The sequence below is a fragment of the Pseudoalteromonas sp. Scap25 genome (assembly GCF_013394125.1).
Lineage (GTDB): Bacteria > Pseudomonadota > Gammaproteobacteria > Enterobacterales > Alteromonadaceae > Pseudoalteromonas.
This window is the reverse complement of record NZ_CP041327.1, coordinates 59121-75111: the sequence shown is the minus strand read 5'-3', so window position 1 is coordinate 75111 and position 15991 is coordinate 59121. Positions and strand designations below refer to the sequence as shown.

The following is a 15991-nucleotide window of genomic DNA, read 5'->3' as shown; positions in this document are numbered from 1 at the left end:
ATGGCATCTTTAAATAACTTTAAAAAAAGCATCGTGGTTGTTGCACTTGCAGCCTCACTTGCAGCCTGCGGCGATAACGACAGAAACGAACCTGTTCAGGTTGTCACACCGCCAACTCCTGAGCCTGTAAGCTATACATTTGATGTTACCGTCAGCAATTTAACCGCGGGGCAGCCACTATCGCCTATTGCTGTTATTGCACATACTGAAGGCACTCTTTGGCAAATTGGCAATGCGGCCTCAATTGCATTAGAAGCAATAGCTGAAGGAGGCGATAACAGCCAACTGCTTGCATTAGAAAACGCTATAGCCAACGCATCAAGCGAAGGTCCTGTTGGACCTGGTGCTAATACCACGATTACATTAACCACAGACTCACTTGAGGCACTTAAGTTGTCGCTTGCCACTATGATGGTGAATACAAATGATGGGTTTACCGGTCTTAGTGCTTTAGATGTATCTTCATTAGCCGTCGGCGACTCTTTAACTCGCACTACCGTTGCTTATGATGCAGGTACTGAATCAAATACAGAAGCAGCTGGTACGATACCCGGTCCTGCTGATGGCGGAGAAGGTTTTAATGAAGCCCGTGATGATGTTAATTTTGTAGCAAGACACCCAGGTGTAGTTACAAATGAAGATGGTTTGTCTGGCTCAGTGCTTAGCCCTGAACATAAATTTGATAACCCATTAGCAAAAGTGGTTATTACCCGCACTCAGTAATTCGTTTATCAATATCAACCTCGATATACCAGCTTTTAATGGGGAAGTTGGGGAGCACGGAAGCCCCCCCTTTTTTACGAGGATAAATGATGCGCCATGAAAAGTTACTCATAGTTGAAGACGACAGAGAAATTGGTAAATTAATTACCACACAGCTTACATCGCTAAATTTACATGTGGATCATGTTGTAAGTGCTGAACTGGCTTTGAAAAAAATAGCCAAACAATCTTACGGGCTTATTTTACTGGATATAAACCTTCCGCAAATGGATGGATTGAGTTTATGTCGTAAAATAAAAGAACACTATCCAACTATCTCAGTGATTTTACTAACAGCACTAAGTAGCGATATGGACAGAGTTATAGGCCTAGAAATGGGCGCCGACGATTATATTTGTAAACCCTTTTTTGCACGTGAACTACAAGCCAGAGTAAAAACCCAACTGCGACACAGAGCACAATTGCTCGCGAGCCAAAATACTAACCAGAATACGATTAAGGGCGAAACAACGCTTCATGTTGGCTCGCTACACATTGAATTTGACTCTCATCAAGTGTACTTAGCTGAACAGGCAATTAACCTAACCGCCACCGAATTTGATTTGCTTGTGTACTTTGCACGTCACCCAAATCATGTCTTTAGCCGCCAACAACTGCTCGATAAAGTATGGGGGTACCAACACAGCGGCTACGAACATACGGTTAATTCGCATATTAACCGCTTGCGCGCAAAGCTCGAATTACATCAACCAACTCCCATTATAGAAACCGTTTGGGGTGTGGGATACAAACTCAACCCAAACCAACTTAATTAAGATTTTTATTATGAAACTTTCTTTGTACCAAAAATTAGCAGTGTCGTTAGCCGTTATTTTTTGTTTTATTTGTGCGCTAGTTTATAGCTGGAGTAAACAATTAGAACTCAACTCCAAACACCATGGCGAACAAAACTTACATTTAGCACTGGCTGAACATTTAGTACAAGACAATCCATTAATAAAAGAAGGCGTATACGATTACGAAGCCCTTGAAAACCTGTTTCATACTCTAATGCTGTTAGGCCCTGCCTTTGAATTTTACTTTGTAGACCAGCGCGGAAAAATATTGACTTACTCCGCAGAACCCGGAAAAGTAAAGCGCTCACACGTTAATTTAGAGCCGCTAAAAAAGCTGATTGCCCACCCAAACACAACACCTATTTATGGTGATAACCCACGAGACCCACAGCAACAAAAAATATTTTCTGTGGCGCCTGTATTTAACAACAATGCATTACAAGGGTATTTATATATAATTATTGGTGGTGAGGCATACGACACCTCACTCAATAATATAAAAAGTAACGACTCGTTATTAGTGGCTGCTATGTGGCTTGGCTCAACACTCATTTTTTTATTTATTGCGATGCTTATTTTACTGCGATTTTTCACAAGCCCTATTCAACGTCTTGCAAAAGATGTGAGCAATATTGAGGCTGCTAACTATAGCCTAACCGATACAAAACTAAGTCACTATTCAAATCAAAAAAGCAACGAAGTCCACAGCCTAGGTCGAAGTATTCAAGCGATGATAACGCGTATAAACGAGCAATTTAAAGCACTTGAGCAAGGTGATAAACAACGTAAAGAGCTGCTTACTCACCTCTCCCATGATCTGCGAACACCACTAGCCTCTCTACAAGGTTTTTTAGAAGTGTTAAATCAGTCAGGTGACAAACTAAGTAAACAAGAACAGCAAGAATACTTGCAAGTCTCATTAAATAACTGTGGACAGCTAAAGCAACTTATAGAGCAAATTTTTGAACTTGCTCACTTAGAAAATGGCCAAATAAACATTAATAAAGAAACATTTAACCTAGGAGAGCTAATTTACGATTGTATTGCTAAGTTTAGTATTGTTGCGCAACAAAAAGGCATTAATTTATCGGTTGAGCCAGAAATTTGTGACTTCCCTGTCATCGCCGACATAGCCAAACTTGAGCGCGTTTTAAGTAACTTAATCGATAATGCAATTAGGCATACTCCCCTTGGTGGCAGTATTGAGGTTAGCGTAAGACGAAGTAACCACTATCAATTATTTGTGCAAGTTTCGGATACCGGAGTTGGTATTAAACATGATGAGTTACAAGCTATTTTTGATCCCCACTACCAAGCTAGTAATTCTAATAAAGCGGGCCGTCAACAAGGTGGGTTAGGGCTTGCTATTTGTCGTGGACTATTAAAGCTTATGGACAGTGAAATAAATGTTCAAAGTGAGATAGGCAAAGGCACTATTTTTAGCTTTAATTTGCCACAAAAAAAAGGCGTAACTTAACGTTACGCCTTGGCTCATTACTTAGTTGAATTTGGGTGTGGCTATTTTTTTATACCGGCTAAATCAAGCATAAATGCATAATTTAACGCGGCATCTTCTAAGCGTTTAAAACGACCAGACGCACCGCCATGGCCGGCTTCCATGTCTATTTTAAATAGTAGTTTATTATCATCTGTTTTGTAGTCACGCAGTTTTGCAACCCACTTTGCTGGCTCAAAATATTGAACCTGTGAGTCGTGCAAACCTGTTGTTACTAACATATTAGGGTAGTCTTGTTTACTAACTTGATCGTATGGTGAATACGACAACATATAATCGTAATATTCTTTCTCGTTAGGGTTACCCCACTCACCATACTCGTTAGTTGTAAGCGGAATAGTCTCATCAAGCATAGTAGTAACCACATCAACAAATGGAACCGCAGCCACCATACCTTTATATAGCTCAGGCGCTTGGTTTGCCACTGCGCCCATTAATAAACCACCAGCACTGCCACCTTGGGCAAAAATTTGCTCTTTATCGCCATACCCTTGAGCTACCAATGACTTAGTAACATCTACAAAGTCGTTAAACGTGTTCTTTTTAGTGAGTAATTTACCCGCTTCGTACCACGGGCGCCCTAACATTTGCGAACCACGTACGTGGGCAATTGCAAATACAAAACCACGGTCAAGCAACGTTAATCGTGCAGAAGAAAAACTAGGATCCATTGTTGCACCATACGAACCATAGCCGTATTGCAATAATGGGTTAGTGCCATCTTTTTTAAATAGCTCTTTTCGATACACCAAACTCACCGGTACTTTTACGCCATCGCGTGCTGTAACAAAAATACGCTCAGACGCGTAGTTTTCTGCGTTAAAGTCACCTAATACCGCTTGTTGCTTTAATAATGTTTTTTCGCCAGTGGCCAAATTGACATCATAAGATGAACCCGGTGTCGTCATACTGGTGTAATACACACGTAGCGTATCGCTGTTTAATTCGTTATTACCGTACGCATTAATCGTGTACGCACTGTCGTTAAAGCTTAGTGGTAACTCTTTGCCTGATGTTAAATTACGCGCAATCAGTGTTGATTGACCCATTTCACGTTGTTGATATACCAAGTAGTCATCAAATAACTCAACGTCTTCGAGTTTAATATCCTCGCGAGCAGGGATCACACTTTGCCAATTTGCTTTATCACCGGCTTTATCAATATCAACTTTCATAAGCTGAAAGTTAACCGCATTTAAATTAGTCACAATGTAATAAGTATTACCTAATTTTGAAATGCTGTATTCAAGGTTGGCTTCACGTTCAATTAAACGCTTTGGCTTAGCATTTACATCGTTTGCACTCAGTACTGATAAACCCGATGCATCAGTACTGCTATGCCAAATATAAATTTCTGAGCCGTCTTTGCTCTTGCTCATACCTGTGTAATAGCTCGTATCTTTTTCTTCGTATACAAGCTCATCATCGCTTTGTGATGTACCAAGCGTATGACGATAAACTTGATAACCGAGTAAGGTTTGCGCATCTTTTTTAATGTAATAAACAGTTTTATTGTCGTTCGCCCACACAACATAACCACTAGTGCCTTCAAGCGTGTCTTCTAGTAATTTGCCCGTGTTTAAATCTTTAATTTTTATATTGTAAACACGGCGACTCACCGTATCTTCACCATACGCCATTAAGTTATCATTTGGGCTTACATTTAGGCCACTAACCGCAAAATAGTCATGGCCTTTAGCTAATTCATTTACGTCTAAAATAACTTCTTGATCGGTGCCTGCAAAATCACTACTGCGTAAGTAAGTAGCATACTCATTATCGCCGCGAGTTTGCGACGAATAATAATAGTTACCTTTTTTAACTGGCACTGAATCATCATCTTTTTGAATTCGCCCTTTTAGCTCTTCAAATAACGAAGTTTGTAACGTTTTTGTATGCGCAAGCATTTCATCTGTGTAAGCATTTTCAGCCTCAAGGTAACCAATTACCTTAGGAGCTTTACGCTCATCATCACGCATCCAATAATAATTATCGATGCGAGTATCGCCATGGATTGTCATTTCATATGGCACTTTCTTCGCAATCGGCGGCATGACTTCGGTTTGAGCAGCTACATTTTCAACCTTTGCTGATTGCTCAGCGTCAGGGGCTTTATTACACCCCCCTAAAATAGCTAAGGATATAAAAGTAAGAACAAATGGAGTGTGTTTCATTGATCAGAATCTCTGTAGTTTTTATTTTTGTTAAATATACCTAATATTTAATAGCACAGAGATTTAGTTTGTGAAGCTATGTAAAAAGGGAGCCGAAGCTCCCTTTTATAAACATTTAAGTTAGTACATTACTTTTGCTTACGACGACGCATAAATGCAAACGGTGCAACTAGTAATGTTAGCCAGGCTAGTGAACCTGAAGAGCTTTTCTTCGCTGGTTCTGGAGTAACAACAGGTGCTACTTGCGCTGTAATGCTAACCGCTACCATTACAGGTTCAGATACATTACCACGAACATCAATAGCAACAACTTCCATTTCTGCAGATGTATCACCTGCTAATAAAGTTGTATCTGCAACCACAATTTGTCCATCTGCATCAACAGCAAGACCAATATTTGTATTTGATTGTACGTAATACTCTGAAATGGCCAAATCTAACTCTGACTCTTCAATAGTAAGCGCACCTACTACGGTTCCATCCGCTGCATCTTCTGAAACACTAAACTCACCACCAACCAGTTTTGGTGCTTCAACGTCTGGTAATTCTAGGTCTTCAGCTGCCATAACTTTAATAAGGTTAGTGCCTGAACCTTGCGATAGTGCAAACGGACCACTTGCAGAAACAACCGCTTTCTCTCCTGGCATAATTGAAGAAACGGCTTCGCCCGTTTCAAGTGAAGTAATCTGTACCTGAGGTTGTACACCAAATACCGTTGAACCTGTTACACTATCAGTTTCAAAGTAAACACCTGTTTGATAGCTAGGGTAGCCCACTGATACCTTAAAGTTCATTGGCTCGCCAATCATTGCTGCATCAATATTCATCAACTCAGAACAGCCAGAGAAGGTAATTGTATCTTCACCTGCCGCATGGTAAAGCGGAGTAGCCCATGCCAACGTATCATTACCCGCACCATCAGTTGTACCAATTAGAGTACGACTACGACCAGGGAATGCAGTCTGACGACCACGATCGTTATAGTTTTGCATATACTGATCTGAGACACCGTTATTATCTGTGTCGATTTCAACTCTGTACCCAGCTTGGAATACATGTGTTAATGGATCTCGCAATTGAATGGAAGAAGTTATAAATACACCTGAATCACACGCTTCTGAATTAAACGCAGAGAAAGTAGTAGACAGGATATTAAACTCAGCCTCTTCAATTGTTTTTTCTGTTCCCACTGCAATTACACTTTCAGCTTGAGGCGTAATTTCTGTTTGACCTGTGTTTTCAATAACTAATGCCATTTCATTATTAACAACTTCAGGTGAGTAACTTAATTCAGTCGCCGCCTTTGGCATTGCATGATAAACAAGGTGTAAATCATGATCGCTATCTGTAGATGCGTCATCGAATACTAACGCACCATCAAATTCGATTGATGTTAATGCTGCACTTCTTGCTGCAATGTCATCTGCACTGAATGGGTTTTCTAATTCCCATACAGGTAATTTAGTTGGGTCAACCGTCATTGTAATATCAAAGTTAATCGCTTGACCTGCAGGAACTGTTACAGACTCAGGGAAATCCCAACTAACTGCGTTAGTATCAATATCACTTTGATAACGCGCTTCTGTGCGAAGATTATAAGTTTTTGCATCTGCAGAGAAGTTCTTAACGGTTACCGTTTTAGTGATAGAGCCTGTTTCTGCAAGGCTCACTAAACCATAAGAAAGCGCAGCTTGTTTAGTATCAAACTTTCCGTCATGCACCCATGCCGCAACTGGTAGATTAACCGCCTTAGTAACGTCAACCAAACCAGCACCTATCATACTAATTGGTGCAAGCTCTGAGTCAGGGTTTATATCAAGAGGTTCATTGGTTACATTTAAGTTCGCAGCATTCATTATTGTTGCTTTAATCTCAAACGCATTGCGCTCTGGATGTGCTTCACGGATCATAGCAACCGCACCGGCTGTAATTGGACCTGAGAATGACGTACCCGACACAGGATTAGTCCCCGTTTGAGTACCTGCTGCTGCTACATCAATACTTGTGCCTGGCGCTGTAATTTCTGGTTTTAATAAACCATCCATCGAAGGACCACGCGATGAGAATGTAGCAACCGCACCAGCTGTTGCTTTAAATTCAACACTAATATCAAATGTTGCAGGACCGCCAGCAGCCAGCTGAGCTTTTAATGCTGCGCCTGCAGCAAAATTAATTCCTACATTTTTAATTGTAACTGCAGCATCAAAACCACCCATAGATGCAGGAGTACCATCATCTACATTGTTTGCAATCATTACGAACTCAGCACCTTTAGCCTGAGCATGTAAAACTTTATCAGTAAAGTTACATGATCCTCGGTCAATTAATACTGCTTTGCCAGTAAAGTCCACATCCGCAGAGAACTCAACACAACCATCCTGATTTGCTTCAGGGTAAACTAAATCAATATCAGCACCTGAAATAGTATAGGCTTCTTGTGGGCCAAAACCTGATGGCTGGATATTACCTTCAAGGCCTGCAATAGCGCCCTCAGCAATACCAACTTCAGTTGCTGGGTGAGTCATAGCACCGACAGATAGTGCATTAGGTGTAGTACTTGGACCACCAATACGGAACGGGTTGTCACCATCGTTACCAGCAGAAATGACCATATTTACGCCTAACTCAACTGCACGTTGAACTAAGTATTGTGTACCACCACCAGTGTAAGTGTCACCAAACTCACCTCCAAGAGACATGTTCATTACATCAACACGGTCTGAAATATCACCATCACCGTTAGGATCCATTGCCGCTTCTAATGCTGCTGCTTGTGCTGCACTTGGACAACCACCACCACATACAGAATATGCATATAACTCAACATCAGGTGCAATACCGTTTACTGAGTTTGCAGATGATGTACCGTGATTTGTTGGATCACCCGTTGATGGAGAGTTAGCCGCGTCATTTTCAATAGGATCTGCATCATCACGAATAAAATCGTAACCACCTTGCACGATACCTTGAGGCCATGCAACTGACGTTGGATCAGCCTGTGCAGCTAGGTAAGCCTCAACTGTACCTTCACCACCAAATGCCTCATGCGTATAGTCAATACCTGTATCAAGCACTGCAACACGTTGGCCTTTACCACTTGCAATACCATCAGTAATAAGTGGTTTAGCATTGATATATTCAGAGCTCGCAGCAACATGTATTTCTCGATCGAACATTGGTAAAACTTTAGCAACGCGATCATCTTTTGAAATTTGAGCTAACGCTTCTGGGGTTGCTTGAACAATTAAGGTTGGTGCTAAAATTTTAGTTTTACCAATTACTTTTGCATTAAAATCTAAGCTATTTAACTCAACAGTCATCATATCTTGAAGCTGCTCAATCTGCGCCGTTATTTCTCGATTAGAAGATGATTGGTAAGTCCCAGCAGCAACTGCATCGACAGACGTTTTTGCCTTAAGAACGATCATATGTGCAGAAGGTGCTTTTTTATCAGCAGCTATTTCCTTAATTTGCTCTGCGTATTTATTGGTCATTGTAGCGTCAGGCAAAGTCGCAGCATTAGCAATCGTTGCCACAAGTGCACTTGATACAGCTGTCGCGATTGCTGTTCTTTTAATTATATTGTTAGACATTGTTTCCCCTAAGATAGGTTATGTATTATTGTATTTGCTATATTTAATTCTTTGGCTATGTAACCGAATATAAAACGCCAACCTTTGTATGAGCAACAGCATTGCTACATTAAAATTACATAAAAAACAGAACACCTTACAAAAATAGCGTAAACAACTGATTTAAAACACCAAAAAGAAGCAACTAACTTTGTAAAAAAATGTAAACAAAAATGTAAACAAAAATGTAAACAAAAATGTAAACACTGAGAAAAAAATGAACAATGATGTAATTAATATTTTAACTATGGCTAAAGTCATTCAAACAGCCGTTGCCCCTGTTTTTTTAATTACGGGTATTGCAGCAACACTTGGGGTGCTATCCAACCGTTTAGCACGTATTACAGACAGGGCCAGACAGTTAGAACGAAAATTAAAAGTTAGTACGGATGAGGAGTTTAACTTATCCTTAACCACAGAATTAAGAGCGCTCCTAAAACGTTCTCGATGTATCCACATAGCCTTCAGCTTAAGTGTCTTAAGCGCATTATTAGTATGTGCCGTGGTTATGCTGTTATTTTTATCGCACATACAGTCGATTAATTTAGGCGTTACTATTGGTAGTTGTTTTGTTGGTGCAATGGCATTGCTAATATGTGCATTTATGTCATTACTTGGCGAGGTTTTTTTGGCAACCCGCAGTATGCGTCGAGGAATGATATTTGCCGATATTGATATGAATGATTAATAAAAAGCCCCGTGTAACTAAAGTTACACGGGGCTTTTTATTATTGATTTAAAATAAATTATTGCACAGTGTAGATAGTTTCTAACACTTCAATTCTAGCCTCTTTTGAAAAACCAGATGCTTTAAGCTGCTCTGAAGCCGCTAAAATATCTTGTCCTTCATTTACAGCCATAACCGCAATCTTAGTGCCTGGGAAAACAGATACTACCTTTAAGCCCGTTGCTGATGCAACATCGCTTGCAGTTTTACCGTCTTTTAACAGAATAGTAATGTTTCCTGATAATGTGCTTAAGTTATTAGTCAGAATATTGCGAACTAAAGAGCCTTTAGTAACTAATTCTGAGTCAGTAGCAACATTAACAATTGACATATCGCCCTTCTTCATCACTACATGCTCTTCTGCTGCAACACTAGACGGCACTAAACGTAAGCCTTTCTCTACTTTATAAGAACCAAAGTCGGCTTTATCAAACTTTAAGCTAGCAACCTGCTTTTTAGGTAACTCAAGTTCTTTATCAAAGCTAGTGTTAGCTGTTGCGCTTAATGAGATACACGCGGCAGCACTTAATACGATTAATTTATTAAATTTCATTTTTATAATCCTTACTCTTGACCTGCGTGACCGAATGCGCGAAGAGATACACCTTCAAGAACACTCGCTGAGCTATTATTGCTTATCCCAATTGCACTTAAACCGTTATCGCCACCGTCACTCAATGCAAAGCTATCTGCACTTGTATCTAGTAAGCGGATTTTCCAAGTACCTTTAGTAGACTCGCCGTAAAAAGCATTTGAAAGCATAACTGCGTCTTTTAATACATAGCCAATGCTCCAACCATTAGTGAAGCTGTATGCTGGGTAAAACAGTGCTTGTTTAGATGACAATAACACACTACGGGTACCCGCTGGTGATGTAACTTCAATCGCTAAATCGTTACCAGCAGATGTTTGTGTACCATCGCTTAAATCTAAGACCATCTCAGAGTTGCTAACATCAAACTTAAACTGCATTGCTTCAATATTCAGCTCTTCAGTCACTTCGATTTCTTGTGTTAAACCCGATGCGTTGTTATCTGGGATTTCAAGTGCTAGTGCATCCTCAGCAACAACTGAACCAAAACCTTTCCAATTCGTGATTACTTGCTCGCCTAATGAAGCTTCGTAAGATTTAGCCATTGCAACAGCTGCACCAGCATCAACTCGACCAAAGCCATATAAGTTATTAAAGCTATAACCGGCAGCATTTTCAACCCAACCGTCATGAGCAACAAACTCACCTTCACCTACAGTTAAATTAACAGCTGCGTTATCTGCATCAATTAAAGTACTGGTTGATGCTAATATATGGCGCACATCACGCCAAGTTAGTTCAGGGTTGGCTGAAAGAATTAACGATACCACACCTGATGCATTTGGCGCAGCAGACGATGTACCATTAAATGTAGATGTGTAGTTACAACTTGCGTTATCTTCATGCCCTGGGTAATTAAATGGGTATTGGCTTGCAGCAAACTCTTCACCATAGGCTGCAGCCCAAGCGGTGATAGAACGGCCATTGAAGCCTGAATAACCATTAATACAAGTCATTTGATCAGTTGTAACCATTGCTGGAGCCCAACGACCATATTCACCCGCTGGCGCTGAAACCATTAAGTTAGCACCTGCAGTTGAGTAGCTAGTGTGCTTACCATTTGCATTTACAGCTGCGACACTTAAGTAATAAGGATGACCTTGGCTAGGTTCAAATGCACCATTATAACAAGTTAACCCTAACTCGTTAGCACCGTTATCTTCACATAATGAACCTTCGCTCTCATCACCAACAAAAGAGTTACCGCTCGATTTCATGTTTAGTGCACCTTTACCATCACGAAGGTAAAGATTTGGGTAAGACTCTATTGTTTCATCAAGCTCTGAATAAGCAATAAATGTCGGGAATGTAATACCGTAACTACGGTTAAACGCCGAAATGCTTTCAGACGTGCTAATACCACTTCCAGGGAAACCATGTACAAGTAGATCAGTTTGCGCTACTTTCTCACCACCAAGGTAGTTCATACCAATTAAGCCTGTATCAGGTGCAACACCACGACCGCCTTTACCATTCCAACCTTTTGCTGCAATTAAGCCTGCAACACTAGTACCATGGTCACCGCTGTTAGATGTGCTTGTAGGGTCAGTACGGTCTAATGTTTCTGCGTCCAGGTTTAAAGAGCGGTTAGGCAATACGTTATCAATTAAATCTTCGTGGCGAATTTCCATACCTGAGTCAACAACAACAGCAGTCATGCCCGCACCTGTAACACCTTGCGCATAAGCAGCTGCTACGTTCATGTCTTCACCAACAACAAGCTCTTCAGCTTCTGACTTAGCGAAGTCTTCATCAAAACGTGCTTGTGCCTCTTCTTCAGTAAAACCACGTTGATTAACATATAAATCAATAAGGCCTTGTTTCATCTCATCGCTTAAGGCGTAAGCTTTTTGGCCTGTATTATTCAAGTGCCATTGTTGATTTGCTAGTGGGTCACCAATAGTACCTGAAACCATAATTTGTGCAGATGCTGTTTTACCGTTAGCTGTCACCGTGTAATCGATTACTGCGTCTTCAGTTGTGACTGGCACGTAAGTAAATGATGTACCATCGACTGTTAATGCACCGTGGCTAAACATGAACACGCCGTCTTCAGCAACGACAGCTTCACCGTTTTCAGTAAAGCTGAATGATAATGTATCACCATCAAGGTCACTTGCATTAAATTCGGCAGTTACTGGGATCCATTGTTTTTGATCGCTTACAGCAACATCACTCGCTTTTGGTGCTACATCAGTAACAACTGGGGCTTTATTGTTATTATCATTATCGCTTCCACCACACCCTGATAGCGAAATTACTATTGCAGCAGACAACGCTGACAACTTAAAAATATTATTTTTCATAAATGCTCTTAATTGGTTATTTTTATGATAACCGAATGTACACAACCCCAACACCATCAACAACAAGGTATTTACAAACATTCACAAAAAAGACGAGTTAAAACTGATTATTTCCAAGGTCCGTCAATTTATATCAAAGTAATAATCTATGCATTCCCTTGAACTAAAGCCTGAGCTAAGATACAAAGATAATCAAATAACCGTCAAAGGAGTAGAGCAAAGTGAAATTGAAGCAAGTATTTATCGGGGCGTTACTATCTACATGCGCATTTAGCGTGTCTGCAAATTCTGCATTTAAAGAGCCGAGTGATGCGATTGAGTATCGCCAAGCTGCATTCTCTATGATTTCAGTTCAAATAGGCGATATGGGTGCTATGCTTAAGGGTAAAATTCCTTTTGATGCAGAGCAATTTAAGCAGCGTGCAAATAACGCAGCGGCATTGTCTAAAATGCCTTGGGAAGCTTTTTACGCAGGTACTGATAAGGGTGATACATCAGCACTTCCTGCGGTATGGTCTGAAAACGATACTTTTATGAAAAAAGCGACAGCATTTCAACAATATGCTGATGAACTTGCTGTAGCAGCTCAAACCGGTGACAAAGCTGTTATTGGTAAAGCGTTTGGTGCATGGGCTAAAGGCTGTAAAGATTGTCATAAGCAATTCAAAGACTAATATATACGGTGTATTAAGAACAAAAATGGCGCTGTATTAGCGCCACTTTTTTTAACTAAGCAAATAACTTAAATGCTCACTTCCCCAGGTACTCATTAATAAAACCAGTAGTACCAAAAATATAACCCATGCAACCCATGGTGACTTTGTCTCTGGCTCTGAGCTTTTTGTTGCTAGTGCTTTATTACCGGTGATCATTGCTTTGACCAGAGGCTTGCCTTTAATTTTGTAAGCAATAATAGCCACAACATGCAAAATAATCGCATAAAATAAAATATCAAAATTAATATGGTGCAGCCAATTGGCCAAATCAATCGTATCACTCGATACATACTGCGCTAACGGGCCATCTGTTAAAATACCATCACTGCTCATTAAACCGCTTACTAGCTGCGCTATGATCAGAATAAAAAATAATAACACCATATAACTACCTGGTGCAGAATGGCCCACCTCATTTGTTTTTTTGCCAGCAAAAGAAGCAAGCACCGATTTAGGAGAGTGCAGTAATACCGATATTTTTGCTGTTTTACTGCCAAATAGGCCCCATATAATCCGTGTTGAAATAAGCGCTAAAGTAAAAAAGCCAACCACAAAATGAAGTTCGATCATGCCCTCTTCTGCACTAAAATAAAGCGCAGCAATACTCAATACTAATAACCAATGAAAGCTTCTTACAAAGCCATCCCACACTTTTACCTTAAACATTGCACCTTCCCTAAAAAAAAGTATCATCTAAAACGCTAACTATTTTAGCTTCTCAATATTAAGGTATCCCGATGAGTCTTTCCACCTATGCACAGAGTCAAACACATGCAGTCAATTAAAAAACCAGTATTAAAAGGCTTTTTAGATATGCTACCGCTGTGTTTAGCGGTTATTCCTTGGGGTATCTTATGTGGCTCGTTGGCAATACAAAACGGCTTTACTCCCTTTGAAACTCAAGCCATGTCACTACTGGTATTTGCGGGCTCGGCACAGCTGGTTGCAATAGAGCTCATTGCTGGTAACACCCCTCTACTAACCATTCTTTTTACCACGTTTATTATTAGCTCTCGCCACTTTTTATATGGCTTGGCGGTTCGTCACAAAGTAATTGAGCAGCCCATGCGTTGGCGCCTGCCTGTCAGCTTTGTGTTAACTGATGAACTATTTGCTTTTTCGCACCACCCGCGCGCCTATCGTACTAAAATCCGTTTAATTTATGCATTGAGCGCAGGTTTTAGCTTTTATATTACGTGGAATATTTGGACCCTGATTGGCATTGTAGCCGGTACTATGCTCCCAGACCTCACCAATCTAGGACTCGATTTTGCAATTGCAGCGACTTTTATTGCCTTAGTAGTTCCAGGGATAAAAAACTTAGCTACTTTAGTCACTGTTATTGTTGCAGGGATCAGTGCCACTTTATTAAAAAGCACAGGCTTTGAATTGTGGTTAGTATGCTCTGCGCTTCTAGCAATGAGCGCAGGTTACGTTGTTACCCGATTAGTGCAAAATAAGGAGGACAAAAGATGATGACCACTATTTTACTAATGGCATGTATTACTTTTTTTACTCGCTATTTATTCTTACACCGCGCCTTACCATTTAAAGTAGGGCCAAAAATGCAGCAATTTTTAAGCTTTAGTGCACCTGCGGTACTAACGGCGATTTGGGTGCCAATTGTATTTATAAATGACGAAGGTATAAACCTAAACTGGCAAAACCCTTATCTCAGTGCAGCTATCGTTGCTGTTATTGTTGCTTACAAAACCCATAATATTTACTTAACGACCTTGGCCGGAATGGGGCTGTTTTTAATTTTAAATTAGCAGCAAGCGCTCTAGAAGTGACTTAGACTTTGTAGATCATCACACAAAGGTTAGACTATGCAAAATAAACAAATAATAAGCGTATTTATATGCACCCATTCCATCAACTAAAGACTACTAGTCTGCAAGGCCAGCCAATCGACTTTAAAGAGTTTGAAGGCAAAGTTGTATTAATCGTAAATACCGCAAGTGAATGTGGATTAACTTATCAATATCAATCATTGCAAGCATTACACGAAAAATATGCAAGCCAAGGTTTGGTCATTATAGGCTTTCCATGTAACCAATTTGGTCAACAAGAGCCTGGCGACGCTAAGCAAATAGCGCAAGGTTGTTTAATAAATTACGGGGTTAATTTTTTAGTCGCAGAAAAAGTGAGTGTAAATGGCCAACATACAGATTCAGTTTTTCGCTATTTAAAATCTGTACTCCCGGGGTTTTTAACAAGAAAAATTAAGTGGAACTTCACTAAGTTTTTAGTAGCGGCAGATGGCACACCCATTAAACGGTTTGCGCCCATTACCAAACCTGAAAAACTAGAAAAAGTAATTGAAAAAGCATTACTCGCAGCTAAGGCTTAACCCCAAAAAACTATAAAGAGGCACAAAGCCTCTTTATTGCCAACTACAGCGCTTATTTGTACTAGCGACAGCCTAATCAATATAATCGTTTAAGTCATCTTCACCTAGGTTTTTACGCAAGCGTTTTTGCTCAAGGTAATCCTCTAACTTTCTTTTCACCTTTTGCTTTTTCTTGTCGTGTTGATTACGCCCGACCATTTCGTATTCGTCTTCAACAAAATCATCATCTAGCGCATCGTAACTAAATGTCTTACCCACAACCCACTCCATAAAGTGTTTGAGACCAATTACGGATTTCTATATCGCGATAATTGGTGAAATTAAAATGTTCAACATAAATTAGCTGTACAAATTTACGTCAAAATAAAGCCACATAGCTATCCTAAATAGTCTCTGTGTCAGTATTGTGAATAAAT

The 15991-nt window shown here is 40.2% G+C and carries 14 protein-coding genes; 8 read left to right on the top strand and 6 right to left on the bottom strand.

What is annotated here, in order from left to right; genetic code table 11:
• The 3 genes from FLM54_RS00375 (at position 1) to FLM54_RS00365 (ending at position 3036) form a co-directional block, all read left to right on the top strand.
• Positions 1-723: a spondin domain-containing protein gene (locus tag FLM54_RS00375; RefSeq protein ID WP_178954501.1), complete on the top strand. Its 723-nt coding sequence runs from the start codon at positions 1-3 to the stop codon at positions 721-723.
• A gap of 89 nt (positions 724-812) precedes the next feature.
• Positions 813-1538, top strand: a complete 726-nt coding sequence (locus tag FLM54_RS00370) for a response regulator transcription factor (RefSeq protein WP_138605474.1) — start codon at positions 813-815, stop codon at positions 1536-1538.
• Between the two features lie 10 nt (positions 1539-1548).
• Entirely contained in the window at positions 1549-3036 is a 1488-nt protein-coding gene (locus FLM54_RS00365) for a sensor histidine kinase (protein ID WP_178954499.1), read from the top strand.
• A gap of 41 nt (positions 3037-3077) precedes the next feature.
• On the opposite strand, the gene FLM54_RS00360 is transcribed toward FLM54_RS00365, so the two are convergent.
• Together FLM54_RS00360 and FLM54_RS00355 are read right to left on the bottom strand one after the other, a co-directional pair.
• A complete protein-coding gene (locus FLM54_RS00360) occupies positions 3078-5249 on the bottom strand; it encodes a S9 family peptidase (protein ID WP_178954497.1) in 2172 nt (723 codons plus the stop codon).
• A 128-nt stretch (positions 5250-5377) separates the two neighbouring features.
• Positions 5378-8842: a S8 family serine peptidase gene (locus FLM54_RS00355; protein WP_178954495.1), complete on the bottom strand. Its 3465-nt coding sequence runs from the start codon at positions 8840-8842 to the stop codon at positions 5378-5380.
• A gap of 256 nt (positions 8843-9098) precedes the next feature.
• Between FLM54_RS00355 and FLM54_RS00350 the strand changes: the two genes are divergently transcribed.
• Positions 9099-9569: a DUF2721 domain-containing protein gene (locus FLM54_RS00350; protein ID WP_178954493.1), complete on the top strand. Its 471-nt coding sequence runs from the start codon at positions 9099-9101 to the stop codon at positions 9567-9569.
• 58 nt (positions 9570-9627) lie between these two features.
• Here FLM54_RS00350 and FLM54_RS00345 read toward each other — a convergent pair whose 3' ends face one another.
• Both FLM54_RS00345 and FLM54_RS00340 read right to left on the bottom strand, forming a co-directional pair.
• Positions 9628-10161, bottom strand: a complete 534-nt coding sequence (locus FLM54_RS00345; RefSeq protein ID WP_178954491.1) for a S8 family serine peptidase — start codon at positions 10159-10161, stop codon at positions 9628-9630.
• Between the two features lie 11 nt (positions 10162-10172).
• Positions 10173-12506 carry a S8 family serine peptidase gene (locus FLM54_RS00340; protein ID WP_178954489.1) on the bottom strand — a complete coding sequence of 778 codons (2334 nt, stop codon included), beginning with the start codon at positions 12504-12506 and terminating at the stop codon, positions 10173-10175.
• Positions 12507-12727: 221 nt separating this feature from the next.
• Here FLM54_RS00340 and FLM54_RS00335 point away from each other — a divergent pair, with 221 nt between their 5' ends.
• Complete coding sequence (locus FLM54_RS00335) at positions 12728-13180, top strand: c-type cytochrome (RefSeq protein ID WP_010392576.1); 453 nt, start codon at positions 12728-12730, stop codon at positions 13178-13180.
• A gap of 51 nt (positions 13181-13231) precedes the next feature.
• On the opposite strand, the gene FLM54_RS00330 is transcribed toward FLM54_RS00335, so the two are convergent.
• Positions 13232-13888: a cytochrome b/b6 domain-containing protein gene (locus tag FLM54_RS00330; protein WP_178954487.1), complete on the bottom strand. Its 657-nt coding sequence runs from the start codon at positions 13886-13888 to the stop codon at positions 13232-13234.
• Positions 13889-13993: 105 nt separating this feature from the next.
• Here FLM54_RS00330 and FLM54_RS00325 point away from each other — a divergent pair, with 105 nt between their 5' ends.
• The 3 genes from FLM54_RS00325 to FLM54_RS00315 all read left to right on the top strand — a co-directional run bounded on the left by FLM54_RS00325 (position 13994) and on the right by FLM54_RS00315 (position 15575).
• Complete coding sequence (locus FLM54_RS00325; protein WP_178954485.1) at positions 13994-14698, top strand: AzlC family ABC transporter permease; 705 nt, start codon at positions 13994-13996, stop codon at positions 14696-14698.
• Positions 14695-14994, top strand: coding sequence for an AzlD domain-containing protein (locus FLM54_RS00320; RefSeq protein WP_178954483.1), 300 nt, complete (start codon positions 14695-14697; stop codon positions 14992-14994). The genes FLM54_RS00325 and FLM54_RS00320 overlap by 4 nt, the downstream gene beginning before the upstream one ends.
• Before the next feature lie 89 nt (positions 14995-15083).
• Positions 15084-15575 (top strand): glutathione peroxidase, encoded by a 492-nt coding sequence (locus FLM54_RS00315; RefSeq protein WP_178954481.1) that lies wholly within the window; start codon positions 15084-15086, stop codon positions 15573-15575.
• Positions 15576-15647: 72 nt separating this feature from the next.
• Here the strand turns inward: FLM54_RS00315 and FLM54_RS00310 are convergent, their stop codons facing one another.
• Positions 15648-15833, bottom strand: a complete 186-nt coding sequence (locus FLM54_RS00310) for a PA3496 family putative envelope integrity protein (protein ID WP_008108975.1) — start codon at positions 15831-15833, stop codon at positions 15648-15650.
• Positions 15834-15991 lie beyond the last annotated feature (158 nt).